The sequence below is a fragment of the Nocardia sp. NPDC003726 genome (assembly GCF_053586955.1).
Genome location: NZ_JBSFNF010000002.1, coordinates 89,589 through 111,661, shown reverse-complemented (window position 1 = coordinate 111,661; position 22,073 = coordinate 89,589). Strand labels below are relative to the sequence as shown.

Annotated in this window: 22 protein-coding genes; 13 read left to right on the top strand and 9 right to left on the bottom strand. The window is 70.3% G+C overall.

Annotation, left to right across the window (positions count from 1 at the left end):
* Positions 1-81 precede the first annotated feature (81 nt).
* Positions 82-756: a hypothetical protein gene (locus tag ACWDMM_RS03015; RefSeq protein WP_357104292.1), complete on the bottom strand. Its 675-nt coding sequence runs from the start codon at positions 754-756 to the stop codon at positions 82-84.
* Positions 757-915: 159 nt separating this feature from the next.
* Positions 916-1,725, bottom strand: a complete 810-nt coding sequence (locus tag ACWDMM_RS03010) for an APH(3'') family aminoglycoside O-phosphotransferase (RefSeq protein ID WP_357104289.1) — start codon at positions 1,723-1,725, stop codon at positions 916-918.
* Between the two features lie 134 nt (positions 1,726-1,859).
* Between ACWDMM_RS03010 and ACWDMM_RS03005 the strand changes: the two genes are divergently transcribed.
* Together ACWDMM_RS03005 and ACWDMM_RS03000 are read left to right on the top strand one after the other, a co-directional pair.
* Positions 1,860-2,357, top strand: a complete 498-nt coding sequence (locus tag ACWDMM_RS03005; RefSeq protein ID WP_067802854.1) for a MarR family winged helix-turn-helix transcriptional regulator — start codon at positions 1,860-1,862, stop codon at positions 2,355-2,357.
* A gap of 9 nt (positions 2,358-2,366) precedes the next feature.
* Positions 2,367-4,934: an MFS transporter gene (locus tag ACWDMM_RS03000; protein ID WP_195077407.1), complete on the top strand. Its 2,568-nt coding sequence runs from the start codon at positions 2,367-2,369 to the stop codon at positions 4,932-4,934.
* 99 nt (positions 4,935-5,033) lie between these two features.
* On the opposite strand, the gene ACWDMM_RS02995 is transcribed toward ACWDMM_RS03000, so the two are convergent.
* Positions 5,034-6,053: a crotonase/enoyl-CoA hydratase family protein gene (locus ACWDMM_RS02995; RefSeq protein ID WP_449935703.1), complete on the bottom strand. Its 1,020-nt coding sequence runs from the start codon at positions 6,051-6,053 to the stop codon at positions 5,034-5,036.
* Positions 6,054-6,159: 106 nt separating this feature from the next.
* Between ACWDMM_RS02995 and ACWDMM_RS02990 the strand changes: the two genes are divergently transcribed.
* A complete protein-coding gene (locus tag ACWDMM_RS02990; RefSeq protein ID WP_357104283.1) occupies positions 6,160-6,759 on the top strand; it encodes a TetR/AcrR family transcriptional regulator in 600 nt (199 codons plus the stop codon).
* 222 nt (positions 6,760-6,981) lie between these two features.
* Positions 6,982-7,890, top strand: coding sequence for a cutinase family protein (locus tag ACWDMM_RS02985; RefSeq protein ID WP_449935700.1), 909 nt, complete (start codon positions 6,982-6,984; stop codon positions 7,888-7,890).
* Here the strand turns inward: ACWDMM_RS02985 and ACWDMM_RS02980 are convergent.
* Positions 7,824-8,381: a MarR family winged helix-turn-helix transcriptional regulator gene (locus tag ACWDMM_RS02980; RefSeq protein ID WP_449935698.1), complete on the bottom strand. Its 558-nt coding sequence runs from the start codon at positions 8,379-8,381 to the stop codon at positions 7,824-7,826. The two genes, ACWDMM_RS02985 and ACWDMM_RS02980, sit on opposite strands and share 67 nt — an antisense overlap.
* Before the next feature lie 22 nt (positions 8,382-8,403).
* On the opposite strand from ACWDMM_RS02980, the gene ACWDMM_RS02975 reads away from it, so the two are divergent.
* A complete protein-coding gene (locus tag ACWDMM_RS02975; RefSeq protein ID WP_357204901.1) occupies positions 8,404-9,000 on the top strand; it encodes a DODA-type extradiol aromatic ring-opening family dioxygenase in 597 nt (198 codons plus the stop codon).
* 78 nt (positions 9,001-9,078) lie between these two features.
* Here the strand turns inward: ACWDMM_RS02975 and ACWDMM_RS02970 are convergent, their stop codons facing one another.
* Positions 9,079-9,612 carry an Rv3235 family protein gene (locus tag ACWDMM_RS02970; protein ID WP_357104274.1) on the bottom strand — a complete coding sequence of 178 codons (534 nt, stop codon included), beginning with the start codon at positions 9,610-9,612 and terminating at the stop codon, positions 9,079-9,081.
* A 184-nt stretch (positions 9,613-9,796) separates the two neighbouring features.
* On the opposite strand from ACWDMM_RS02970, the gene ACWDMM_RS02965 reads away from it, so the two are divergent.
* From ACWDMM_RS02965 to ACWDMM_RS02950, 4 genes are all read left to right on the top strand, one after another.
* Positions 9,797-11,044 carry an alpha/beta hydrolase fold domain-containing protein gene (locus tag ACWDMM_RS02965; protein ID WP_449935695.1) on the top strand — a complete coding sequence of 416 codons (1,248 nt, stop codon included), beginning with the start codon at positions 9,797-9,799 and terminating at the stop codon, positions 11,042-11,044.
* Between the two features lie 103 nt (positions 11,045-11,147).
* Positions 11,148-12,242, top strand: a complete 1,095-nt coding sequence (locus ACWDMM_RS02960; RefSeq protein WP_195077401.1) for an LLM class flavin-dependent oxidoreductase — start codon at positions 11,148-11,150, stop codon at positions 12,240-12,242.
* Positions 12,239-12,844 carry an FMN reductase gene (locus tag ACWDMM_RS02955; RefSeq protein WP_195077400.1) on the top strand — a complete coding sequence of 202 codons (606 nt, stop codon included), beginning with the start codon at positions 12,239-12,241 and terminating at the stop codon, positions 12,842-12,844. The genes ACWDMM_RS02960 and ACWDMM_RS02955 overlap by 4 nt, the downstream gene beginning before the upstream one ends.
* Positions 12,845-12,912: 68 nt before the next feature.
* On the top strand, positions 12,913-13,461 hold the full coding sequence (locus ACWDMM_RS02950; protein WP_195077399.1) for a YceI family protein: 549 nt from the start codon (positions 12,913-12,915) through the stop codon (positions 13,459-13,461).
* Between the two features lie 48 nt (positions 13,462-13,509).
* Here ACWDMM_RS02950 and ACWDMM_RS02945 read toward each other — a convergent pair whose 3' ends face one another.
* Genes ACWDMM_RS02945 through ACWDMM_RS02935 form a run of 3 tightly spaced genes read right to left on the bottom strand, consistent with a single transcriptional unit; the run spans position 13,510 to position 16,731 of the window.
* Positions 13,510-14,349 (bottom strand): DUF72 domain-containing protein, encoded by an 840-nt coding sequence (locus tag ACWDMM_RS02945; RefSeq protein WP_323123942.1) that lies wholly within the window; start codon positions 14,347-14,349, stop codon positions 13,510-13,512.
* Between the two features lie 48 nt (positions 14,350-14,397).
* Positions 14,398-15,918 (bottom strand): glycerol kinase GlpK, encoded by a 1,521-nt coding sequence (gene glpK / locus ACWDMM_RS02940; RefSeq protein ID WP_357104263.1) that lies wholly within the window; start codon positions 15,916-15,918, stop codon positions 14,398-14,400.
* Between the two features lie 48 nt (positions 15,919-15,966).
* Complete coding sequence (locus ACWDMM_RS02935; protein WP_195077397.1) at positions 15,967-16,731, bottom strand: IclR family transcriptional regulator; 765 nt, start codon at positions 16,729-16,731, stop codon at positions 15,967-15,969.
* 256 nt (positions 16,732-16,987) lie between these two features.
* Between ACWDMM_RS02935 and ACWDMM_RS02930 the strand changes: the two genes are divergently transcribed.
* The 3 genes from ACWDMM_RS02930 to glpD are packed head-to-tail and all read left to right on the top strand — an operon-like array spanning position 16,988 to position 21,087.
* A complete protein-coding gene (locus ACWDMM_RS02930) occupies positions 16,988-17,797 on the top strand; it encodes an MIP/aquaporin family protein (RefSeq protein WP_449935690.1) in 810 nt (269 codons plus the stop codon).
* Between the two features lie 38 nt (positions 17,798-17,835).
* A complete protein-coding gene (glpK, locus tag ACWDMM_RS02925) occupies positions 17,836-19,356 on the top strand; it encodes a glycerol kinase GlpK (protein WP_357104259.1) in 1,521 nt (506 codons plus the stop codon).
* Positions 19,357-19,407: 51 nt separating this feature from the next.
* Entirely contained in the window at positions 19,408-21,087 is a 1,680-nt protein-coding gene (glpD, locus tag ACWDMM_RS02920; protein ID WP_195077394.1) for a glycerol-3-phosphate dehydrogenase, read from the top strand.
* Positions 21,088-21,129: 42 nt separating this feature from the next.
* Here the strand turns inward: glpD and ACWDMM_RS02915 are convergent, their stop codons facing one another.
* The gene (locus ACWDMM_RS02915; protein WP_169810691.1) at positions 21,130-21,294 is read right to left on the bottom strand and encodes a hypothetical protein; all 165 of its coding nucleotides are present in this window, start codon (positions 21,292-21,294) and stop codon (positions 21,130-21,132) included.
* Positions 21,295-21,396: 102 nt separating this feature from the next.
* Here ACWDMM_RS02915 and ACWDMM_RS02910 point away from each other — a divergent pair, with 102 nt between their 5' ends.
* A complete protein-coding gene (locus tag ACWDMM_RS02910; RefSeq protein ID WP_323123943.1) occupies positions 21,397-22,071 on the top strand; it encodes a class I SAM-dependent methyltransferase in 675 nt (224 codons plus the stop codon).
* Positions 22,072-22,073: the final 2 nt, after the last annotated feature.

Here is a 22,073-nt window from a genome sequence, read left to right as displayed (position 1 = left end):
GTTTCGCGCCGATCGACCGCTCCGGCAGTGGCATCGTAGCCAAAGTCCCCGCGCCCGAACGGCGCATCGGGAGTACCGCGCTCAGTTCGGTGCGGTGATCTTGCTGATGGTGGACTCGTCGTCGGCGGTGACCACGGTGACGAACTGACGGTAGGTGCGGCTGGTCGCGTCGGGGCGCAGCTCGGTGATGACCACGTCGTAACGTCCGTCCAGCATGGGGGTGATCATGACGCAGTGCTGCGTCCCGGTGGGAACGGAAGCGATGCCCGCGTCGATCACGGCGACCGGTGGCACCACGGCGTCCGGCAGCGTCAGCGACCGCGCCACCGCTCCCGACCGGGTCACGTAATAGGCGTGCTGGAAGGCCAGGATCACATCCGGGCCCGACGCGGTGGAGCCGGTTCCGTTGCCGCGCACCAACTGCGCGCCACGCGTCGGCTCGCAACCGGGCCCGCCGCCGAGGACCGGGTCGGCCACCGTGGCCGACTGCCGCGGCGCGGAGGCGGCATCGGTGTAGACCAGCACCAGCGCGGCGGCGGCGAGCGAGGCGGCCGATGCGGCGCCGCCGACCAGCCAGGCGCGGCGCGCGCCACGCCGAGCACGGCGCCGAGCGCGGTGGGCCCGGCGCCGGTCGCGTTCCCCGCGCGGCGGCGGCTCGTGGGCGGAGATCATCCCGGGCCACGTGGGCACGCGTTCGGCCCTGACCTGGCCTCGGCGGGCGCGTCGGCCGCCGGGCTCGGACGTGTTCGACGACATGATCTCGCCGCACCCCCTTTTACCGGCGCCTATTCGGCCGCCGTGGGTTCCCTCTCAATGCCGTTGCGCAATAACAACATTGCATATTTCTCCGGATTCTGTCGGTCGAATGCTCAACAGACAAGGCCGAAATGCCGGAGGGCGGTTCCCCTGATCGAGCTACCCCCAGGTCAGCGGATCCAGATGGAGGAAGAAGCGCTGACGATCGCGGTCGAGATCGATGCCGTAGCGTTCGGCGAAGATTCGGTCGGCGTGCGCGGCGCGCTGCTCGTCCTGCCACGACTCCCTGGAGTTGGCCAGCAGCAGGGCGATATCGGCGTACGGGTCGGCGATGCCGAGCCGCCCGAGGTCGACGAAACCGGCGACGGTGTGCGTTTCGGGATCGAGGATGATGTTGGGCAGGCACAGATCGCCGTGGCACACAACGGCTTCGGCGAACTCCGTGGTCATCCTCGGCTCCAGCTCACCGGCCAGCCTGGTGAGCAGGACGGTGGGCGGAATGTCCTGCTGTTCCTCCGGGAGGAATTCGGTGTGCACCGCGCCCCGCACCACCACGTCCTGGGCCATGGCGAACATGCGTGCCAGGCCACGATCGAACGGGCACTCCTCGGTGGGCACATCGTGCAGGCGTCGCACCGCGTCCGCGATGGATTCCCAGGCGCGGGTGAGCGTCTGCGCGCAGACAGTGTCGGCGGGCACGCCGCGGACGGCGCTGGTGACCAGGCAGGCTGCGTTGTCGTCGGCCCGCCAGTCCAGCACCTCGGGGCCGGGGATTTCGTGGCCGTCGAGCCAGGCGACCTTGTCCCGCTCCAGCGCTAGGGCGGCGATCTGTCCGGCGTCGACACACTTGGCGTAGCGGGACGCGTCTTCGGACCGGAACACCTCGGCGCCGGACGCTCCGCCGCCGACCGGCTCCCAGCGGCAATCGGACGGCAAGGCGGCACGGAAGCGAAGAAGCGACTCGGACACGCCATCGACGGTAGCAACGCGAGGGCAGCGTGACCCACCTCGCAGAACTCCGGCAACCGGGAGGTATAGTTGCTTAAAGCAACTAGTTGTAGTTGCTAATCAATCTGCCGGTGGGGAACGTCGAGGTGAGTGTCATGTCCGCAACCGCTCGCGAGCACGAGATCACGGCGGCCGAACTAGCGGCCGCCGACGAACTCGGTCAGCGGCTGGTCCGGTTCATGCGCGCGGTCAACCGGGCGAAATGGCAACCTGTCCGGCCGGGACCGGACGGGCTGGAGCGACTCGCCTACACCGTGCTGTTCTCGCTCGTGCACGACGGACCGCAGCGCGCGGGCAGGCTCGCCGAACTGCTGCACGCCGAGGCGTCCACCATCAGCAGACAGAGCAGACAACTCGTGGCGCACGGCCTGGTCGAGCGCCGGGCCGACCCGGTCGACGGCCGCGCGTGCGTGCTCGCCGCCACCGCGGAGGGCGTTCGTGTCTTCGAGGAGAATCGCGCGCAGCGCAACCGATGGCTGGCCGGCATCCTGGCCGACTGGCCCGCACCGGACCGCGACACCTTGACCGCGCTGCTCGACCGGCTCACCGCAGGAATAGAGACCACCACCCGACACCCAGCCGATCCGAAATAGGGCTCATTCATGACGACTTCCACCACCCGGGCTCCGCGGAACCCGGACGCAGCCGCGGACACGTCACTGTCGCACCGGCAGATCCTGACCATCCTGTCCGGGTTGCTGCTCGGCATGTTCCTGGCCGCGCTCGACCAAAACATCGTCAGCGTCGCGATCGTCAAGATCGCCAACAGCCTGCACGGCTTCGACGAACAGGCATGGGCGACCACCGCTTACCTGATCACCGCGACGATCACCACGCCGCTGTACGGCAAACTGGCCGACATCTACGGCCGCAAGCCCTTCTATCTCACGGCGATCGGGCTGTTCGTCATCGGCTCGGTGGCCTGCACCTTCGCCACCTCGATGTACCAGCTCGCGGCATTCCGCGCGTTCCAGGGCTTGGGCGCGGGCGGGCTGATGTCGCTGGCGTTCACCATCATCGGCGACATCGTCCCGGTCCGCGAACGGGTGCGCTACCAGGGCTATTTCATGATGGTGTTCGGCACGGCGACGGTGCTCGGCCCGGTGCTCGGCGGTTTCTTCTCCGACTACGAGGAACTCGGCGGCATCGAAGGCTGGCGGTGGGTGTTCCTGGTGAACGTCCCGGTCGGCCTGCTCGCGCTGCTCGTGGTGGCCAAGGTGCTCAACGTGCCGCACCAGCGCCAGCGCCACCGGATCGACTGGTTCGGCGCGCTGACGCTGACGATCTGCGTCGTTCCGTTGCTGATCGTCGCCGAGCAAGGACGGCACTGGGGCTGGTCGTCGCACCGGTCGCTGCTCTGCTACGGCATCGGGGCGGCGGGCCTGCTGCTGTTCGTCTCGGTCGAGTTCCTGATGAAGGACTCGGCGCTGATTCCGCTGCGGCTGTTCAAGAACTCCACCTTCAGCGTCACCATCGCGGGCGGGTTCATCGTCGGCGTCGCGATGTTCGGCGCGATCACCATGGTGCCGCAGTACTTCCAGGTGGTGCGGGGCTATTCACCCACGAAGGCGGGCCTGCTGATGTTGCCGCTGGTGCTGGGCATCACGATCGGTTCCCAGGCGGCCGGGCGGATCACCAAGCGCACGGGCCGCTACAAGATCCTGCCGGTGACGGGCACGTTCATCGTCGCGGTCGGCGCGGTCCTGTACGCGCAAGTGCAGTACGACAGCCCGCTGTGGCAGCCGCTGGCGATCGGCGGACTGATCGGGCTCGGGCTCGGCTGCTGTATGCAGACGCTGATCATCGCCGCGCAGAACGCCGGGCCGCGCTCGGACATGGGAGTTTCCACCGCGTCGGCCACGTTCTTCCGGCAGATGGGCGGCACGCTCGGCGTCGCGGTGTTCCTGACCATCCTGTTCAACCTGCTGCCGCACCGGATCACCGACGCGTTCGGCGGCGCGCTGCCGCCCGGGTTCGGCGCCGATCAGCTCAGCGGCATGCAGTCCAACACCAGCGGCATCGCGGCGCTGCCCGACGCGCTGAAGGTGCCGATCCTCACCGGCTTCACCGACTCCATGCACGGCGTGTTCTACGCGGCGGGCGGGGTCGCGCTGCTGGCCTGCGTGGTGCTGATGTTCATGAAGGAGATTCCGCTCCAGGACGCTCCGGCGCCGGTCGCGCAGACGCCGGTCGAGAAGACCGGCGCCGCCGAGTCGCACTGGGACGCGGATCAGGTGTGGGAGGGCGCCGCGCAGGCGCTGTCGGAGCCGGAACCGGTGCTCGCCGCAGCCGCGGGCGGCTACGGCTCGAGTGATGCCGCGGGCAACGGCGCATACCTGCGCGAGCCGCGAGCGAGTTTCGACGGCGCCGAGTACGAAGGCCGTTCGCTCAGCGGCTATGTCCATCGCGAGGACGGCAGGCCGGTGCAGGCTGCCGCGTTGACGCTGATCGACCATCAGGGGCGGCAGGCCGCGCGCACGAGCGGCGGCGCGGACGGCAGTTACCTCGTCGGCGCGCCCGACGCGGGCAGTTACGTGCTGATCGTGTCGGCCGCCGGGCATCAGCCCGCCGCGGTGAACGTGACCGTCGCAGACCGGCCGCAGCAATGCGACATCACCTTGCTGGGCTCCGGCGAGGTCTCCGGCGTGGTCCGGTCGAGCACTCTCGGCGAGCCGCTGCCCGGCGCGACCATCACGCTGACCGACCTGGACGGCGAGGTCGTCGGATCCGCGACCGCGGCCGCCGACGGCGGCTACGTGTGCCACGGCGTGGTGCCGGGCACCTACACCGTCGTCGCGGTCGCCGAGCACATGCGTCCGAGCGCGTCCGCGCTGACCGTGCCGGACAGCGGGTTGCTGCACCACGACATCGATCTCACGCCGATGGCGGTGCTGGCCGGGTCGGCGTGGTCGGACGGCGGCCGTGCGGCCGCGGACGTGCAGATCAGCGTGCTCGACGCGGCGGGCGTCCTGACCGCGACGACGCGCACCGACGAGAACGGCCGCTATGTCGTCACGGATCTCGCCGAAGGCGACTACACCGTCGTCGCACGCGGCTACCCCGCGGTCACCAGCCGGATCACGGTGAGCGGAGGCGAGGTGGCCCACGATGTGCGGCTGAGCTACGACATCGAGGACGAGGCGACCGGGAAGGTCCCGCCCGTCCGCTGACGGATTCTGCCGAGTACGCGCGAGGGGCGGTGGTCACCCGACCACCGCCCCTCGCCGTTCGCGCCCGTTGATCCGAAGTTCGGACGTCTCAGCAGGGTGTCATCCCTCGGACCGGTCGCGTTTGTGGTCGCCGAACGGTTCGTCGCGTTCCCGGACCGCCGCGCGGAAACCGGCGGTGGCGGCGCGGGTCTGGAAGGCGTAACCCTCGGTGGTATGCCGGGCGATGCCGTCGAAGATCGTGCTGATCATGCCGGAGTTCGCCACGCCCTGGGCGTACAGTGCCGAGTTGAGCGCCAATTTGGCCATCATCAGCTGGTTGACCGGCATCCGCGCGATCCGCGCGACGAATTCCTCGGTGCGCGCGTCGAGTTCGTCGGCGGGCCAGGATTCGATCGCCAGGCCCCATTCCACCGCTTGCCTGCCGGTGAGGCAGTCGCCGGTGAACAGCAGGCGCTTGGCGCGCTGGTCGCCGAGGCGGTGCGCCCACATGCCCGCGGCGGGGACGCCCCAGACCCTGGTGGGCGGATAGCCGATCTTGGCGTCGTCGGCGCAGACGATCTGATCGGCGAACAGAGCGATGTCGCTGCCGCCCGCCACGGCGAAGCCGTGCACTTTGGCCACGGTCGGCTTGTTCGCCTGCATCAGGCTGGCGAAACCGCGATTGAACCGGCTCATCATCGCGTAGTCGATCATCGGGTCCCAGGTGCGCGCCGGGTCGTGATTGCGGCCCTGCACCACCGGATCGACGACCGTCCCCGCCGCGTCGCCGGGGCCGCCCGCCACCGCGAAACTCTGCTCGGCGAACAGGCTCAGGTCGTATCCGCCGCAGAATCCCTTGCCGCGCCCGGACAACAGGATCACGTGCACCCGCGGGTCCAGATCCGCGCGTTCCACCGCGTGCGCGAGGTCGTTCGGCGTGTCGGGCGTGATCGCGTTGCCCTTCTCCGGCCGGTCGAAGGTGATGCGGGCGATGCGGCCGTCCCGCTCGTAGGTCAGCGTCCGGTACTCGCGTGCGTCGTCCGGGTCGGGGCGTCCGGCCCACGGCGAGTCCGGCTGCTCGGTCCACCCGCGATACCACGCGCCCGCGCCGCCATCGGCCTGGATGTCACTGTCGGTCATCGCTTTCCCTTCGACGCTGCGGAACCCGTCCCCGCAGTCTGGCGCAACCGTGGTTTCACAGTCAATATTGACTGTGAAATGCCGCGCCGACGAAGGGAGCCGGGGAATGGCCGGACTACGCGAGGAGCAGAAGCGGGCGACCCGCGCTCGCATCCTCGACGCCGCCGCCGACCTGCTGGCCGAACAGGGCTACCGGGCGCTGTCCACCCTGTCCGTGCAGCGCGCCGCGCGAGTCAGCCGCGGAGCGCTGCTGCACCACTTCCCGACGTTCGGCGCGCTGATCACCGCATTGGTCGGCCATTTGGTCGCGCGCAACGAAGCGGCGGTGCGCGAGGTCGCGGCCGGACTCGGCGACGGGGCCGATCCGGTGCTGCGGGCCTTGACCGCCCTGTACGAGTCGATGGCGCGGCCGGCCGCGCAAGCCGAGTTCGAACTCTGGACGGCCGCGCGGACCGATCCGGCGCTTGCCGAGGCGTTGCGCGCGGCCGAACGCGCGGCCGGGCGCGACTTACGGCGCGTGGTGGACGGGCTGTTCGGGCCGGAGCTCATCGCCCATCCGGGTTATCCGGCCGTCCGCGATCTCACCATCGCGATACTGCGCGGCACCGCCATGTCCCGCCCGCTGCGCACCTCCGAGCGCGCCGCGAGGGCAACCATCGACCGATGGGCGCAGGCCATGGCGGTCCTACTCGCCCAGGACACTTAGCAATCCGGGAGCGTCGGCACAGTCGGACCGAGTGTGATGTGCATCACTTACAGTCTGGATTGTGCTGTCTCACACAGTCTCGCTATCCTGGCTGCACTTTGAGACCATCGAGTCTCAATGCAGCCTTCGACGGGGCCGGGTTCGACCACCGCACGGCGCCCGGCGGAGGCCGATTCCTGCCGGGGAGCGCCTGCGGCGCCTGTACTACCAGGAGCAAACGCCATGCGATCGAAGTTGATCTCGGCGGCCATCGGTTTCACGGTGATGGCGCTGTCGTGCGTCGGAACGGGCAGCGGGCCCGCCGTCGCCGAGCCCGAGTGCCCGAGCATGTACGTGGTGGCCATCCCTGGCACCTGGGAGACCACCGATCGGCCGGACGGCGAGCGCCCCGGCCCTGGCATGCTGGCCGGAGTCACCAACGGACTGCCGCCCTCGGTGCGGGTGGACTACGTCAGCTACGCCGCGACCGCTTTCCCCTGGGAGAGCGAGGTTTACGGCGCTTCCAAACGCGAGGCCGTCGACAACGCGCGCGGCATGACCGGGGCGATGGCCAGGGCGTGCGGCGCGACCAAGATCGCATTGCTCGGCTACAGCCAGGGCGCCGACGCCGCGGGCGATCTCGCCGCCGAGATCGGCACCGGGCTCGGCGTCGTGCCGCCGCAGCGCATCGCGGCGGTCGGGCTCATCTCCGACCCGCGCCGCTCCCCCACCGACGCGCTGGTGGGTCCGCCGGTGGGCGGCGCGGGGGCGGGCGGTCCCCGCATCGGCGGCTTCGGCTGGGTCACCCCGCAGACCCGCACCATCTGCGCGGTCGGCGACCTGTACTGCGCCACGGCCTCGGACGATTTCGTGACCCGCTTCGCCGGCTTCCTGGCCCAGACGTCCCATCCCGATCCCGCCGATCTCTGGCGCTACCAGCTGGAAATGGGCGCCATCGTCGGCGATCTGATGTCCAACGGCGGAATCCCCTTGCTGCAGAGCCAATTGTCCGAGTCGGCGAACCAGGAACGCGCCCGGCTGCTCGACGAGTTCTACCGCTCCGAGGCGCACACCGCCTACGGCAGCTACCGCGTCGACGGCAGGGCGACCGCGCTGACGTGGATGCACGACTGGCTCGCGTCGCTGGCCTGAGTCAGGGGGCGAGCCGGCGCGCGACCTCGCCGAGCCCTTCCGCGACGGCGGTCTGCTGCGCGGCGCTGAGCACGTCGACGACGACTCGGCGAACGGTCGCGACATGCTCCGGCGATCTGCGCCAGCCGTTCCCGGCCCGCGGCGGTGAGCACGGCGATGACGCCGCGCACGTCGGTAGGGCAGGTCTCGCGCATCAGCAATCCGGCCTTCTCCAGCTGGGTCACCTGGTAGGTCAGCCCGCTTTTCGAGGTGTAGAGCGCGTCGGCCAGTTCGGTCATCCGCAGGCGGCCCTCCGGCGCGTCGGCGAGCCGCACCAGCACCTCGTATTGCGTGTGCGACAGCCCTTCCCGCTCGAGCTGCCGTTCCACCTCACGGCCGACCAGCGCGCCCGCCGCGAGGAAGCTGTGCCACACCTGCGTCTCACGCGCGTTCAGCCACCTGGTCTCCACGCCTCCGCCGATCGTCTCCGCGCACGGGGAAGCCGCACCCATCGCGCTCGGCGCCACCGAGACGGTGCCGCTGGTCTACGACTTCTGGGGCTTCCCCGAGCGCTACTACCAGGTGCGCTATCCCGCGCCGGGTGCGCCGGAGCCGGCCGAGAGCGTGCGAGACCTGTTGCGCGGACCCGGCGTCGCCGTGGCCGACGTGCCGGAGCGCGGCCTCGACCACGGCGCCTACGTGCCGCTGAGACAGATGTACCCGGACGCCGACGTGCCGGTGCTGCAACTGTCCATGCCGACGCTGGACCCGAGGGCGCTGCTGGACATCGGCCGGAAACTGGCGCCGCTGCGCGAGCAGGGCGTGCTGATCGTCGGCAGCGGTTTCTTCACCCACAACCTGCGCGCGATGACGTCCGACGACGAGCAGGCGCACTCCTTCACCGCCGAATTCGATGCCTGGGGCGGCGAGGCGCTGGCCGCGGGCGATGGTGGACGCGCTGCTCGATTTCGAGCGCAAGGCGCCCGCCGACCGCCTGACCCACCCGCGTGCCGAGCACTTCGCACCGCTGTTCGTCGCGCTCGGCGCGGGCGAGGAGGACCTCGGAACGCTGCGCACCGTCATCGACGGCTACTGGTTCGACATGGCGCGACGATCGTCCAGCTCGGCTGACCGCCGATCCCCGCCTCCGCGGTATGCAAGTCGTCCCGCTGGTGAGCGCGGCGGTGGTGCGTACCGCCGCGCACGGCGTCACCGGATGCGCAGCGCTGTCAGCCGCCAGCCGGCCGAGCGGCCGCGCACGATGCGCCCGGCAAACGCGAAGCGGCGTCCGCCGCGCGCGTAAGCGGCGAAGATCTCGGCGGTCCTCGCGTCGACGAGCACCACGCTCACCCGGATCGGCACCGCGACGCCGAGGCCGCGACCCGGCACGAGACCGGCGTCGAGCAACGTGCGCACCGCGGCGACGACCGTGGCGTCGGCGACCACGGCCAGTTGCGGCACGGGTCTCCTGCGGTCGAACACCTCGAGGGCGATGCGCACCGCCGACTCGGCGAACCGCCGTGCGGACGATCCGATTTCGTCCCCCGCCCGCGCCGCGGACGCATGACTTCCCCGCACCGCGCGGCGCACCCCGGCACTCGCCGGGCCCGAACCGGCGCGCGGCCGCGCGCGGCACGGTAGCGCCCGGACGGGTTCGGGAGCGCGTGCCTCGGCGCGCCTGCTGCTGTCCAAGGGGGGCTCCGGATTCGGAGCGGGCGCCAACCAATCGTGATAACCAGCCATGCCAATCCCTTCGAAACCCGATGGTCGAGATCCTGTGGCGACCGATTCTGCGGGCGGGCCACCGGAAATCGCGCGTAGTCGGCTACCCGATTCCGTCGGACACAGCGACACCCGGATCCGGCGCGCACGAAGACCGACCTAGGTTGGAGGGGCAGGCAGCCCCGACCGGAAAGCGGAGACCTGGATGACCGACGAGCGAGGAGCGGATGTGACCGTTCCCGGAAAGCCCGCGACCTCGCGTCGCCCGGCACGCCTCGCGCTGCTGGTTCTCGCCGGAGCGCTCGCGGTGTATCTCGCGCTCGGTCAAGTGCTCGCGATCCTGCCGGTTTCCTGGACGATGCCGCTGCTGGGCAACGCGATCGCGCAGTCGGCGGTGCTCTTGCTCGGCGCGGTCCGTGACGCGCTGGGCTCGTGGAACATGGCGCTCGCCGTGGTCGCGACCGGGCTCGCGCTGGCGGCGCTTCGCTCGGGCGAGCGGGGAAGGCGGCTGGCGGGCACGGTGACCGGCGTGGCCGTCGCCGGGCTGGCGCTGTCGGTCGCGACCAGCGCGACGCTGGTGTTCGCGGCGCACGACGCGGCGGGCGTCTGGGTTCCGTTCGCTCCGGCCGTCCCGTTCCGCGCGGTCGGCGACCCGCCCGACGAGACCGTCACCTACGCGACCCTCGACGGGCAGCCGATCGAAGCGGATCTGTACCTGCCCGCACCGGGATCGGCACCCGCACCGCTGGTGGTGAGCATTCACGGCGGCGCGTTCGTCACCGGCAGCCGCGGCACCGACGCCTACACCTCGTGGCTGGCCGGCAACGGATACGCCGTCATCGACGTCGACTACCGGCTCTCCGGCGCCGCCGACCACCGCTGGGACACCGCGGACGCCGACGTCGCCTGCGCATTGACCTGGGCCGCCGCGAACGCGCAGCGGTACAACTGGGACATGCGGCGGGTCGCCACCTTCGGCGAATCCGCGGGCGGCAATCTGGCCGTCAATGTCGCCGACAAGATCAACGCGGGCGCCTTGCGGCCCAGCTGCGGCAGCGCCGCGGAGCTGCCGCGGGTGCGCGCCGCGATCGCGCTGTATCCAGCGGTCGATCTCGTCGCGTCCGGCACCGAGACCGCCCTCGGCGTCGACGCGGCGCGGCAGTACCTCGGCGGCACGCCCGAGCAGTACCCCGAGCGCTACACCGCGACGAGCTCCGCTCCGCACGTCACCAGGGCCTCCCCGCCCACCCTGTTGATCCAGGGGGCGAGCGATCACTTGGTGCTCGCCGAGCACACCGCGGCCTACGCCGCCGCGCTGGAGACCGCGGGCGTCCCGCAGCGCTACGTCGAGCTGCCCTTCCTGGAACACGCCTTCGGCACCACCGAACTCGACACCGGCGCGCAGGTCACGCGCGAACTCACCAAGACCTGGCTGGCGGAATACCTGCCGTAACCCACGCCACACCGACGGGCGGGGAATACCGGCGCACGCCATCCGGTTCCTTTGGTTGCCATATCCACCAAATTGAGTCAGACTGAAGAACGAAGGAGGCGTCGTGCAGTTCGGAATCTTCACGGTCGGCGATGTGACGACCGACCCCACGACCGGCCGGACGCCGAGTGAGCACGAGCGCATCACCGCCATGGTGACGATCGCGCGCAAGGCCGAGGAGGTCGGGCTGGACGTGTTCGCCACCGGCGAGCACCACAACCGGCCGTTCGTGCCGTCGTCACCGACGACCATGCTCGGCTACATCGCGGCGCGGACCGAGCGGCTCCAGCTCTCCACCGCGACGACCCTGATCACCACGAACGATCCGGTGAAGATCGCCGAGGACTTCGCGATGTTGCAGCACCTGGCCGAGGGGCGCGTCGACCTCATGCTCGGTCGCGGCAACACCGGGCCGGTCTACCCGTGGTTCGGCAAGGACATCCGCGACGGCATCGCCCTGGCGATCGAGAACTACCACCTGTTGCACCGGCTCTGGCGCGAAGACGTGGTCGACTGGGAAGGCAAGTTCCGCACGCCCTTGCAGTCGTTCACCTCGACCCCGCGTCCGCTGGACGACGTCCCGCCGTTCGTCTGGCACGGCTCGATCCGCAGCCCCGAGATCGCCGAGCAGGCGGCCTACTACGGTGACGGCTTCTTCGCCAACAACATCTTCTGGCCGAAGGAGCACTTCCAGCGGCTGATCGGGCTGTACCGGCAGCGCTATGAGCACTACGGCCACGGCTCCGCCGATCAGGCGATCGTCGGCCTGGGCGGACAGGTGTTCATGCGCAAGAACTCTCAGGACGCGGTGCGTGAGTTCCGCCCCTACTTCGACAACGCGCCGGTGTACGGGCACGGCCCGTCGCTGGAAGAGTTCACCGAGCAGACTCCGCTCACCGTGGGCAGCCCGCAGCAGGTCATCGACAAGACGCTCACCTTCCGCGAGACGTTCGGCGACTACCAGCGCCAGCTGTTCCTGATGGATCACGCGGGCCTTCCGCTGAAGACCGTGCTGGAGCAGCTCGACCTGCTCGGCGAGGAAGTGGTGCCGGTGCTGCGCAAGGAATTCGCGGCCCTGCGCCCGGCGCACGTGCCGGACGCTCCGACGCACGCGAGCCTGGTCGCCGCCCGCGACGCCGCCGTGGAGGCGACCCGATGACCCGCATCGCCGTCGTATCCGCCGGCCTGTCGCAGCCCTCGTCGACCCGATTGCTGGCCGATCGGCTCGCCGCGGCGACCGGCGCCGCGCTGTCCGCGTCCGGCGCGGACGTGACCGTCGACGTGGTCGAAGTGCGCGAGCACGCCAGGGATCTGGCCGACAACCTGCTGACCGGATTCGCGCCGACCGGGTTGCGAGCGACGATCGACACCGTGACCGGCGCCGACGGCCTGATCGCCGTCACGCCGATCTTCAACGCCTCCTACAGCGGCCTGTTCAAGACGTTCTTCGACGTGCTCGACCCGGACGCGCTGGCCGGGATGCCGGTGCTGCTCGGCGCGACCGGCGGCTCGGCGCGCCACTCCCTCGCGTTGGAACACGCCCTGCGACCGATGTTCAGCTACCTGCGCGCGGTGGTCACGCCCACCGCCGTCTACGCCGCCTCCGAAGACTGGGCGTCCGCGACAGCGCAGGGATTGAGTTCCCGAATCGAGCGCGCCGCAGCGGAATTCGCCGCTCAGCTGACCAAGCGGCCGCGACCGCGTGCCGCCGATCCGTACGAGGACCCGGTGCCGTTCGCACAGTTGCTCGGCACGCACTGATCTTCTTCCGACCGATCCGCCCCACCCACCCGCAACTAGTTCAATTCTCAACCAACAAGGAGCACGACATGTCGACCGGAACCACCAACGCGCTGACCGCGGGCACCTGGGCCATCGACCCCGCCCACTCCACCCTCGGCTTCTCGGTGCGCCACCTGATGGTCAGCAAGGTGCGCGGGCGCTTCACCGACTTCTCCGGCAAGCTGGTGATCGGCGAGGACGGCAGCGCCTCGGCCGAGGCCGAGATCCGGGTCGACTCGGTCACCACCGACAACGAACAGCGCGACGCCCACCTGCGCACCGCGGATTTCTTCCAGGCCGAGCAGTTCCCGGTGGCGACGTTCAAGTCCACCGGTTTCCGGGTGAACGGCGACGATTTCGTGGTGGACGGCGAATTCACCATTCGCGGCGTCACCAAGCCGGTATCGCTCGACGTGGAGTTCCTCGGCGTCAACCCGGGCATGGGCAACGGGCCGGTCGCGGGCTTCGAGGCCAAGACCGTGATCAACCGCCGCGACTTCGGCATCACCATCGACATGCCGCTGCCCGACGGCGGCGCGGTGATCGGCGACAAGATCACCCTCACCCTGGAGGTCGAGGTCGGCCTGCAGGCCTGATCCCCGGCGCCTCCCGCGCTCGGATGCCGGCGCGGGAGGCGTTTTTGGTCAGAAGAGCGTCATCGGCTCGGCGGCGGCCGGCTGCGGCAGGGGTTCCAGCTCGGGCAGCCTGGCTCTGACCTCGTCGTGGAAACGGCGGGCCAGCTCCAGCGAGCCCGCGTTGTCCGGCGTGTGCAGGAACACCGTGGGCGAGCGGCCTTCCCGCAGCCACTCGGCGACCGTGCCGACCCATGGCCGCCAGCCCTCGACGGTGCGCCGGACGTCGTCGCGGCCGTGGTACCGCACGATCGGGTATTCGGTCAGCGCCCGCATCCGGCGGCGCACCCGCGGCTTCTTCGCGGCCGCTTCCTGTTCCGCCGCGCTGGTGGGCGGACCGTCGAAAAGCACTGTGGTGTCGAACGGCACCCATTCGGCGCCGACCCTGGACAGCACGTATTCCAGCCTGCGCGCCGCCTGCTCGTCTTCGAAGAACGCGGGGTGCCGTACCTCGACGGCGGCCCGGTAGGTGCGCGGTAGTTGTCGCAGGAACCCGGCCAGCACACCGAGATCGGTGGGTCCGAACGAACCGGGCAACTGCACCCACAGGGCGTGGATGCGTTCGCCGAGCGGCTCCATCGCGGCGAGGAAGGACCGCAGCTGCTCCTCGACGCCGGTCAGCCTGCGTTCGTGGGTGATCGGCTTGGGCAACTTGAGCACGAATCGGAACGTGGGATCGCTTTGCCCCGCCCAGGATTCGACCGTTCGCCGCGACGGCGTGGCATAGAACGTCGTATTGCCTTCGACCGCGTTGCACCACGTGGCGTACCAGCGCAGCCGCTCCCCTGCGGAGAGCTGCCGTTCCTGCCAGGCCGCGTGCGCCCACATCGCACATCCCACGTGAAGCCGCATGCTTTCGACGCTAACCCACGCCCCCGACACGGCGACCGGTCGCCGAACTCACCGCCGCGCCGCCCGATTCCTCGACCGCACCCAGCCGAACGTCAACTCCACCGCGCGTCTCCAGTTCTCGTACTCGTCCTCGCGCAGCTGCGGGTCCATCCGCGGAACCCATTGGGCGGCAAGGCGCCAGTTGTTGCGCAAGCCTTCCAGGTCGGGCCAATATCCCACGGCAAGCCCCGCGGCGTACGCCGCGCCCAGCGAGACCGTCTCGGCGACGAACGGACGCGACACCGGCACGTCCAAGACGTCGGCCACGATCTGCATGAGCAGGTTGTTCGAGGTCATCCCGCCGTCGACGCGCAGTGCCGCCGCTTGCAGGCCGGAGTCGGCGTTCATCGCCTCCACCACGTCGCGGGTCTGCCAGGCGGTGGCCTCCAGCACGGCGCGTGCGATGTGGCCCTTGGTGATGTAGGAGGTCAGTCCGGCGATGAGGCCCCGCGCGTCGCTGCGCCAATGCGGCGCGTACAGACCGGAGAACGCGGGCACGACGTAGCAGCCGCCGTTGTCTTCGACCGTGCGCGCGAGGGTCTCGATCTCCGGCGCACTGGTGACCAGCCCGATGTTGTCGCGCACCCACTGCACCAGCGAGCCGGTGACCGCGATCGGACCCTCCAGCGCGTAGACCGGCTCCGGGCCGATCTGGTAGCCGATCGTGGTGAGCAGCCCGTGCTCTGAGCGCACCAGGTCACGCCCGGTGTTCATCATGAGGAAACCGCCGGTGCCGTAGGTGCACTTGGTCTCCCCGCGCGCGAAACAGGTCTGGCCGAACAGCGCGGCGTGCTGGTCGCCGAGCGCGGCGGCGATCGGGATACCGGGCACCACCCGGCGGGTGCTGCCGTAGGACGCGGTCGAAGGCTGGATGCTCGGCAGCATGCGTGCGGGGATGCCGAAAAACTCCAGCAGTTCGTCGTCCCAGGTGAGGGTGCGCAAGTTCAGCAGGAGGGTGCGGCTGGCGTTGGTGACGTCGGTGCGGTGCAGCCCCCCGTCGGGGCCACCGGTGAGGTTCCAGATCAGCCAGGTCTCCATGGTGCCGAACAGCACTTCGCCGCGCTCGGCGCGCTCGCGCAGTCCTGGCACCGAGTCCAGCATCCAGCGCAGCCGTGGGGCGGCGAAGTAGCTGGCCAGCGGTAGGCCGCACAGCTCGCGAATCCTTTCCGAGCCCGGCTTGCGCTCCAGGTCGCGGACCAGTTCCTCGGTGCGCACGTCCTGCCAGACGATCGCGCGCCCGATCGGCGTGCCGGTGCGGCGGTCCCACACCACGGTGGTCTCGCGCTGATTGGCGATGCCGAGCGCGGCGATCCGGTCGGCGGTCACGCCGGAATCCCGCAGGGCCTGCGGCACGATGCGCTCGACGTTGCGCCAGATCTCCAGCGCGTCCTGCTCGGCCCAGCCCGGCCGCGGATAGTGCTGCCGGTGCGGGCGCTGCGCGACGCCGACCAGCCGGGCACGCTGGTCGAACAGAATGCACCGCGTGGAGGTGGTGCCCTGGTCGATGGCCAGCACGTAACGCTGCTTCATGCTCGGCTGCTCCTGCTCGGCATCGGCTGGTCACCGCCGGGACGAAAGTCAGTCCCCGGCAGCGAGATCACGCGACACCGCCCGTGCGGCGTCGAGCACCTGACCGACCAGCGCGGGCCGGTGCCGCAACTGGGCGTCACAGAGCCGGTCCACGGCGCCGGTGATGCCGATGGCGCCGACCACGAGCCCGCCGGGGGCCCGGATCGGCGCCGCGATTCCCGCCTCGCCCGTACGGAATTCCTCGGTGTCGCCCGCCCATCCGGCCTGCCGGACGCCGCCGAGCGCCCTGGCGAGCGCGGCGCGGTCGACCAGGGTGCGGTGCGTGAGCGGGGCCAGCTCGGCGCGGCGCGTCGTGGCGGCCAGGTCGGTGTCGTAGGCGAGCAGGACCTTGCCCAGCGCGGTGGCGTGCGGCGGCAGCAGTTCGCCGAGTTCGAGCGCCTGCTGGGTGTTGTCCGGGCGGAACACGTGATGCACGACGACCACCGCGCCGTCCATCGGCGCACCGATCCGCACCGACTCGCCCGTGCGCGCGGCGAGTGCGTCGGCCCAGTTGATCGCGCGGGAGCGCAACTCGTTCGCGTCGAGGTAGCTGGTGCCCAGGTGCAGCAGCGCCGCGCCCAGTTGGTACTTGCCGGTGGCCGGGTCCTGTTCGACGAAACCGACGCCGTGGAGGGTGCGCAGGATGCCGTGCGCGGTCGGCTTCGGCAGATCGAGCGCGCCCGCGATGTCGCCGACGCCGAGCCGCCCGGAACCACGGGCCAGCAGCCGCAGCACGGCCGCCGCCCGCTCGATCGATTGGATCGCACCCGGCATATCGGACAACCTACCCGCGTCGTGATTCGACAATGTCGAACGATTGGTAATACCTGGGCAACATCATCGAAACCCAGTGTGAGCTGCGCCATACATCCTCCTCGCGGGTCGCACGGTAGCGGCGCCGCCTTCCGGCAACCAGTCGAGGCGTTCGACAATGTCGAACGGCAGCGGTATCCGGGTTTCGCGTCCCGCCGTAATTTCCGTTTCACGCACGGTCGCGTCCGCGACCTGTGGGGCGAACGGAGGCTCAACGATGAACTTCGGCTCGATCTTCCTCAGCGAAGCACTCGGCACAGGCGTGCTGGTGCTGCTCGGGGTCGGTGTGGTCGCGAACGTATTGCTGGCGAAATCCAAAGGGTTGGACGGCGGCTGGCTGCTGATCAACGTGGGGTGGGGGTTCGCCGTCCTGGCGGGCGTCTACGTCGCCTACAAGACCGGCGGTCACCTGAATCCCGCGGTCACCGTCGGCATCCTGTTCAGCGGCGCCGATGAGTTCGCCCCCGGCATCGCGATCTCCGGATCGACGACGCTCGCCTACCTCGGCGGCCAATTCGCCGGCGCGTTCCTCGGCGCGACCGTCGCCTACGTGGCCTACAAGCGCCACTTCGACGCCGAGACCGACGAGGAGAAGAAGCTCGCGGTGTTCGCCACCGGCCCCGCGATTCGCGCCCTGCGCTGGAACTTCGTCACCGAGGTGATCGGCACGTTCACCCTCGTCCTGGTGATCCTCACCTTCGGTCACACTCCGAGCGGGCTCGGCCCGGCCGCCGCCGCGCTGCTGGTCGTCGGCATCGGCGCCTCGCTGGGCGGACCGACCGGATACGCCATCAACCCCGCCCGCGATCTCGGTCCGCGCATCGCGCACGCGCTGCTGCCGGTGAGCAAACCCGCCCACGCCGAAGCGGTCCTGGTCCCGGTCGGCGCGGGCGCCCCCGCACCGGCCGAATCGGCCGACACCGAATCGCGCGGCAAGGACTCCGACTGGGGTTACGCCTGGGTGCCGGTGTTCGGCCCGCTGTTGGGCGGCGCGCTGGCCGGACTCGCCGCGCAGTTCCTGTTCTGAATCCTTCTCTCGTCCAATAGTTTCCCGAAAGGACCGCGATGAGCCAGTACGTCGGCGCCATCGACCAGGGCACCACGAGCACCCGCTTCATGGTGTTCGACCACGGTGGCAACGAGGTCGCCCGCCACCAGCTCGAGCACGAGCAGATCCTGCCGCGCCCGGGCTGGGTGGAGCACAATCCCACCGAGATCTGGGAGCGCACCCGCGCGGTCATCCAGACCACGCTGACCAAGGCCGATCTCGTCGCGAGCGACCTGGCCGCGGTCGGTGTCACCAACCAGCGCGAGACCACGGTGGTGTGGAACCGCAAGACCGGGCGGCCGTACTGCAACGCGATCGTCTGGCAGGACACCCGCACCGATCGCATCGCCGCCGAACTGGAGCGGGCCGGGCACGGCGACATCATCCGGCGCAAGTCGGGCCTGCCGCCCGCCACCTACTTCTCCGGCGGCAAGCTGCGCTGGATCCTGGAAAACGTTCCCGGGGTGGCCGAGGACGCCGAACGCGGCGACGCGCTGTTCGGCACCACCGACACCTGGCTGCTGTGGCAGCTGACCGGCGGAGTCGACGGCGGCGTGCACGTCACCGACCCGACCAACGCCAGCCGCACCATGCTGATGGACCTGGAGACCCTGGACTGGGACGACGAACTGCTGTCGGTGTTCGGGGTGCCGCGGGCGATGCTGCCCAGGATCGCCCCCTCGGCGAACCCGGACCTGTTCGGCACCACCCGAGCCGACGGACCGTTCGGCGGCGCGGTCCCGCTGGCGGGCGTGCTCGGCGACCAGCAGGCCGCCACCGTGGGGCAGGTCTGCTTCCGTCCCGGCGAGGCGAAGAACACCTACGGCACCGGCAACTTCCTGTTGCTCAACACCGGCACCGAGATCGTCCGCTCGCAGCACGGCCTGCTGACCACGGTGGCCTATCAGTTGGGCGCGCAGAAGCCGGTGTACGCGCTGGAAGGCTCCATCGCGGTGACCGGCTCGGCGGTGCAGTGGCTGCGCGACCAGCTGGGCATCATCTCCGGTGCCGCGCAGAGCGAATCGCTGGCCCGCCAGGCCGAGGACAACGGCGGGGTGTACTTCGTGCCCGCGTTCTCCGGGTTGTTCGCGCCGTATTGGCGCTCGGACGCGCGGGGCGCGATCGTCGGCCTGTCCCGCTACAGCACCAACGCCCACCTCGCGCGGGCGACGCTGGAATCGATCTGCTACCAGACCCGCGACGTGGTCGAGGCGATGCAGGCCGACTCCGGCGTGCGGCTGGACGTGCTGCGGGTGGACGGCGGCGTCACCGCCAACGAGCTGTGCATGCAGTTGCAGGCCGACTTCCTCGGCGTGCCGGTGTCGCGTCCGGTGGTCGCCGAGACCACCGCGCTCGGCGCGGCGTACGCCGCGGGGCTCGCGGTCGGCTTCTGGAACGACACCGACGAGCTGGAACAGAACTGGAACGAAGCCAAGCGCTGGCATCCGACCTGGTCGGCGGAGCAGCGCGAGCGTGGCTACGGGCGCTGGAAGAAGGCCGTCGCCCGCACCCTCGACTGGATCGACGTCGACGAATGAGGGGCGACGCCGTCCTGTCCGAATAACACCGAAACAAGGAGAGATACCGCTGTGTCCGCACGATTGGACGCCCAGTACCGCGCCGGCGCGGTGAACGCACTCGGCGACACCGAGATCGACGTACTCGTCATCGGCGGCGGCGTGGTCGGCGCGGGCGCCGCCCTCGACGCCGCCTCCCGCGGCCTGACCGTGACCCTGGTGGAGGCCAGGGACTTCGCGGCGGGCACTTCGAGCCGCTCCAGCAAACTGATCCACGGTGGCCTGCGCTACCTCGAGCAGCTGGACTTCTGGCTGGTGCGGGAGGCGCTGAAAGAACGAAGCCTGCTGCTGCACCGGCTGGCCCCGCACCTGGTGCGGCCCGTGTCGTTCCTGCTGCCCTTGCGGCATCGGGTCTGGGAGCGCGCCTACCTCGGCGCGGGCGTCGCCTTGTACGACACCATCGGCGGCGCCCGCGCGCTGCCGATGCACCGGCACCTGTCGCGCACCCGCGCGCTGGAGCTGGCGCCCGCGCTGCGCGAGGACGCGCTCACCGGAGCGATCCGGTACTTCGACGCGCAGGTCGACGACGCCAGGCACACAATGATGATCGCGCGTACCGCCGCCCAGCACGGCGCGACCGTGCTCACCCGCACCAAGGTGACGGCGCTGCTGCGCGACGGCGAACGCGTCGTCGGCGCGGAGGTCACCGACCTGGAAACCGGCCGGGTGCACACGGTCCGCGCGCGCCGGGTGATCAGCGCCACCGGGGTGTGGACCGACGAGATGAACCGGATGACCGGCGTGGAGTTCCCGTTCCATGTCCGGATGTCCAAGGGCGTGCACATCCTGGTGCCGCGCCATCGCCTGCATCTGGACACCGGCCTGATCATGCGCACCGAGAAGAGCGTGCTGTTCGTCATTCCGTGGCACGGTCACTGGATCATCGGCACCACCGACACGGACTGGTCGCTGAGCAAGGATCACCCGGCCGCCAGCGACGCCGACGTGCAGTATCTGCTCGACCACGTCAACCGGGTGCTGCGTGAGCCGATCACCCGCGACGACATCGTCGGGACCTACGCGGGGCTGCGCCCGCTGCTGTCCGGCGCGTCGGCCGACACCGCGACGCTCTCGCGAGAGCACGCGGTGGCCGAACCGGTCCCCGGGCTGTTCGTGATCGCGGGCGGCAAGTACACCACCTACCGGGTGATGGCCGCCGATGTCGTGGACGCGGCGGTGGCGGGCCTCGGCCGCGCGGTCGCCCCGTCGGTGACCGAACACCTGCCGATCCTCGGCGCGGTGGGCTACCAGGAACTCGCGGCCGACCTCGACAGCCTGGCGCAGCGGGCGGGCCTGCCGCGCGCGACGGTCGAGCGGCTGCTCGGCCGCTACGGCTCGGCGATCACCGACCTGTTCGACCTGATCGCCCGCGAACCCGAACTGGGCCGCCCGCTCACCGGCGCGCCGGAGTACCTGGGCGCGGAGGCGGTGTACGCGGTGACGCACGAGGGCGCGCTGCACCTGGACGACGTGCTCACCCGCCGCACCCGCGTCTCCATCGAAACCGCCGACCGCGGTCTCGCCGCCGCGCCCGAGGTGGCCTGGCTGATCGGCGCGCACCTCGGCTGGGACGCCGCGGCCACCGAGCGGGAGATCAGCCGCTACCGCGAGCGGGTGCGCGCCGAACTCGCCGCCAACCAGGCAGCCGACGACGAGGCCGCCAACGCGGCCAGGATGGTCGCCGTCGCGTGAGCGTGCGTGGCACGGTTTCCGCGCGACCGTGCCACGCCGTGCTCACCGATCCATTCCGCCGTGGCCGCGCGGGGTCGACTCGTCGGTCTCGAGCTGCTCACCGGCGGGGTGCTCGTCGGCGTGCGTCGGTTTGGTGTGCTCGTCGGCGAAATCCGCGTCCTGCTGCATCGACTCCGCCGTCTCCGGATCGATATTCGGTGTGCTCATAACCCGCGCGTACCCGCGCCGACGTGGCCGACACCGCTCGCTGTGCCACGCACGGGAACCGGCCTTGACCTCAACGGCGGTTGAGGATGGAGCATGGATCGCATGACTCGTCCAGTGGAAATGTGGAACACCGTCTACGACAACGACACCGCCCCCTGGGTGATCGGCGAGCCGCAACCGGCCATCGTCGCGCTGGAACGGGAGGGCGGTATCACCGGCCGTGTACTGGACCCGGGCTGCGGCGCGGGTGAGCACACGATCCTGCTGACCCGGCTGGGATACGACGTGCGCGGAATCGATATGTCGCCGAGCGCGGTGGCGTACGCGCGCGCCAACGCGGCCCGCCACGGTGTGCCGTCGGCCGTGTTCGAGGTGGCCGACGCGTTGGCCCTCGGCGACCGGCCGGACTTCGCCGGTGACCCGCCCGGCTCCGCCCCCGCGTTCGACACCGTCGTCGACAGCGCGCTGTTCCACGTCTTCGGAACCGACGACGAGGCGCGCGCCGCGTACGTTCGCAGTCTGCACGCGGTGTGCAAGCCGGGCGGCACGCTCCACGTCCTCGCGCTCTCGGATGTCGAGCCGGGCTTCGGCCCGCGCATCAGCGACACCTTGATCCGGGAGTCGTTCCGCGACGGCTGGACGGTGGAGGACCTGCGGCCGACCCGCTACCGGGGCCGGGTCACCGACGTGGTGGCCGATCAGGTGACGGGCCTGGAGATCTCGGAGTCCGGACAGGTCGACGCCGCCGCGTGGCTGGCTCGCATCCGCCGGGTGTGAGC

Excerpts from the sequence above, each read along its gene's own strand:
- ACWDMM_RS03000 (WP_195077407.1), top strand. The coding sequence starts at position 2,367 with ATGACGACTTCCACCACCCGGGCTCCGCGGAACCCGGACGCAGCCGCG.
- ACWDMM_RS02955 (WP_195077400.1), top strand. The coding sequence starts at position 12,239 with ATGACCCGCATCGCCGTCGTATCCGCCGGCCTGTCGCAGCCCTCGTCG.
- glpK (WP_357104263.1), bottom strand. The coding sequence starts at position 15,918 with ATGAAGCAGCGTTACGTGCTGGCCATCGACCAGGGCACCACCTCCACG.
- ACWDMM_RS02970 (WP_357104274.1), bottom strand. The coding sequence starts at position 9,612 with ATGGCTGGTTATCACGATTGGTTGGCGCCCGCTCCGAATCCGGAGCCC.
- ACWDMM_RS02990 (WP_357104283.1), top strand. The coding sequence starts at position 6,160 with ATGGCCGGACTACGCGAGGAGCAGAAGCGGGCGACCCGCGCTCGCATC.
- ACWDMM_RS02965 (WP_449935695.1), top strand. The coding sequence starts at position 9,797 with ATGACCGACGAGCGAGGAGCGGATGTGACCGTTCCCGGAAAGCCCGCG.
- ACWDMM_RS02915 (WP_169810691.1), bottom strand. The coding sequence starts at position 21,294 with ATGAGCACACCGAATATCGATCCGGAGACGGCGGAGTCGATGCAGCAG.
- ACWDMM_RS02930 (WP_449935690.1), top strand. The coding sequence starts at position 16,988 with ATGAACTTCGGCTCGATCTTCCTCAGCGAAGCACTCGGCACAGGCGTG.
- ACWDMM_RS02980 (WP_449935698.1), bottom strand. The coding sequence starts at position 8,381 with ATGGGTGCGGCTTCCCCGTGCGCGGAGACGATCGGCGGAGGCGTGGAG.
- ACWDMM_RS02945 (WP_323123942.1), bottom strand. The coding sequence starts at position 14,349 with ATGCGGCTTCACGTGGGATGTGCGATGTGGGCGCACGCGGCCTGGCAG.
- ACWDMM_RS03015 (WP_357104292.1), bottom strand. The coding sequence starts at position 756 with ATGTCGTCGAACACGTCCGAGCCCGGCGGCCGACGCGCCCGCCGAGGC.
- glpK (WP_357104259.1), top strand. The coding sequence starts at position 17,836 with ATGAGCCAGTACGTCGGCGCCATCGACCAGGGCACCACGAGCACCCGC.
- ACWDMM_RS02950 (WP_195077399.1), top strand. The coding sequence starts at position 12,913 with ATGTCGACCGGAACCACCAACGCGCTGACCGCGGGCACCTGGGCCATC.
- ACWDMM_RS02995 (WP_449935703.1), bottom strand. The coding sequence starts at position 6,053 with ATGACCGACAGTGACATCCAGGCCGATGGCGGCGCGGGCGCGTGGTAT.
- ACWDMM_RS02935 (WP_195077397.1), bottom strand. The coding sequence starts at position 16,731 with ATGCCGGGTGCGATCCAATCGATCGAGCGGGCGGCGGCCGTGCTGCGG.
- ACWDMM_RS02910 (WP_323123943.1), top strand. The coding sequence starts at position 21,397 with ATGACTCGTCCAGTGGAAATGTGGAACACCGTCTACGACAACGACACC.
- ACWDMM_RS02985 (WP_449935700.1), top strand. The coding sequence starts at position 6,982 with ATGCGATCGAAGTTGATCTCGGCGGCCATCGGTTTCACGGTGATGGCG.
- ACWDMM_RS03005 (WP_067802854.1), top strand. The coding sequence starts at position 1,860 with ATGTCCGCAACCGCTCGCGAGCACGAGATCACGGCGGCCGAACTAGCG.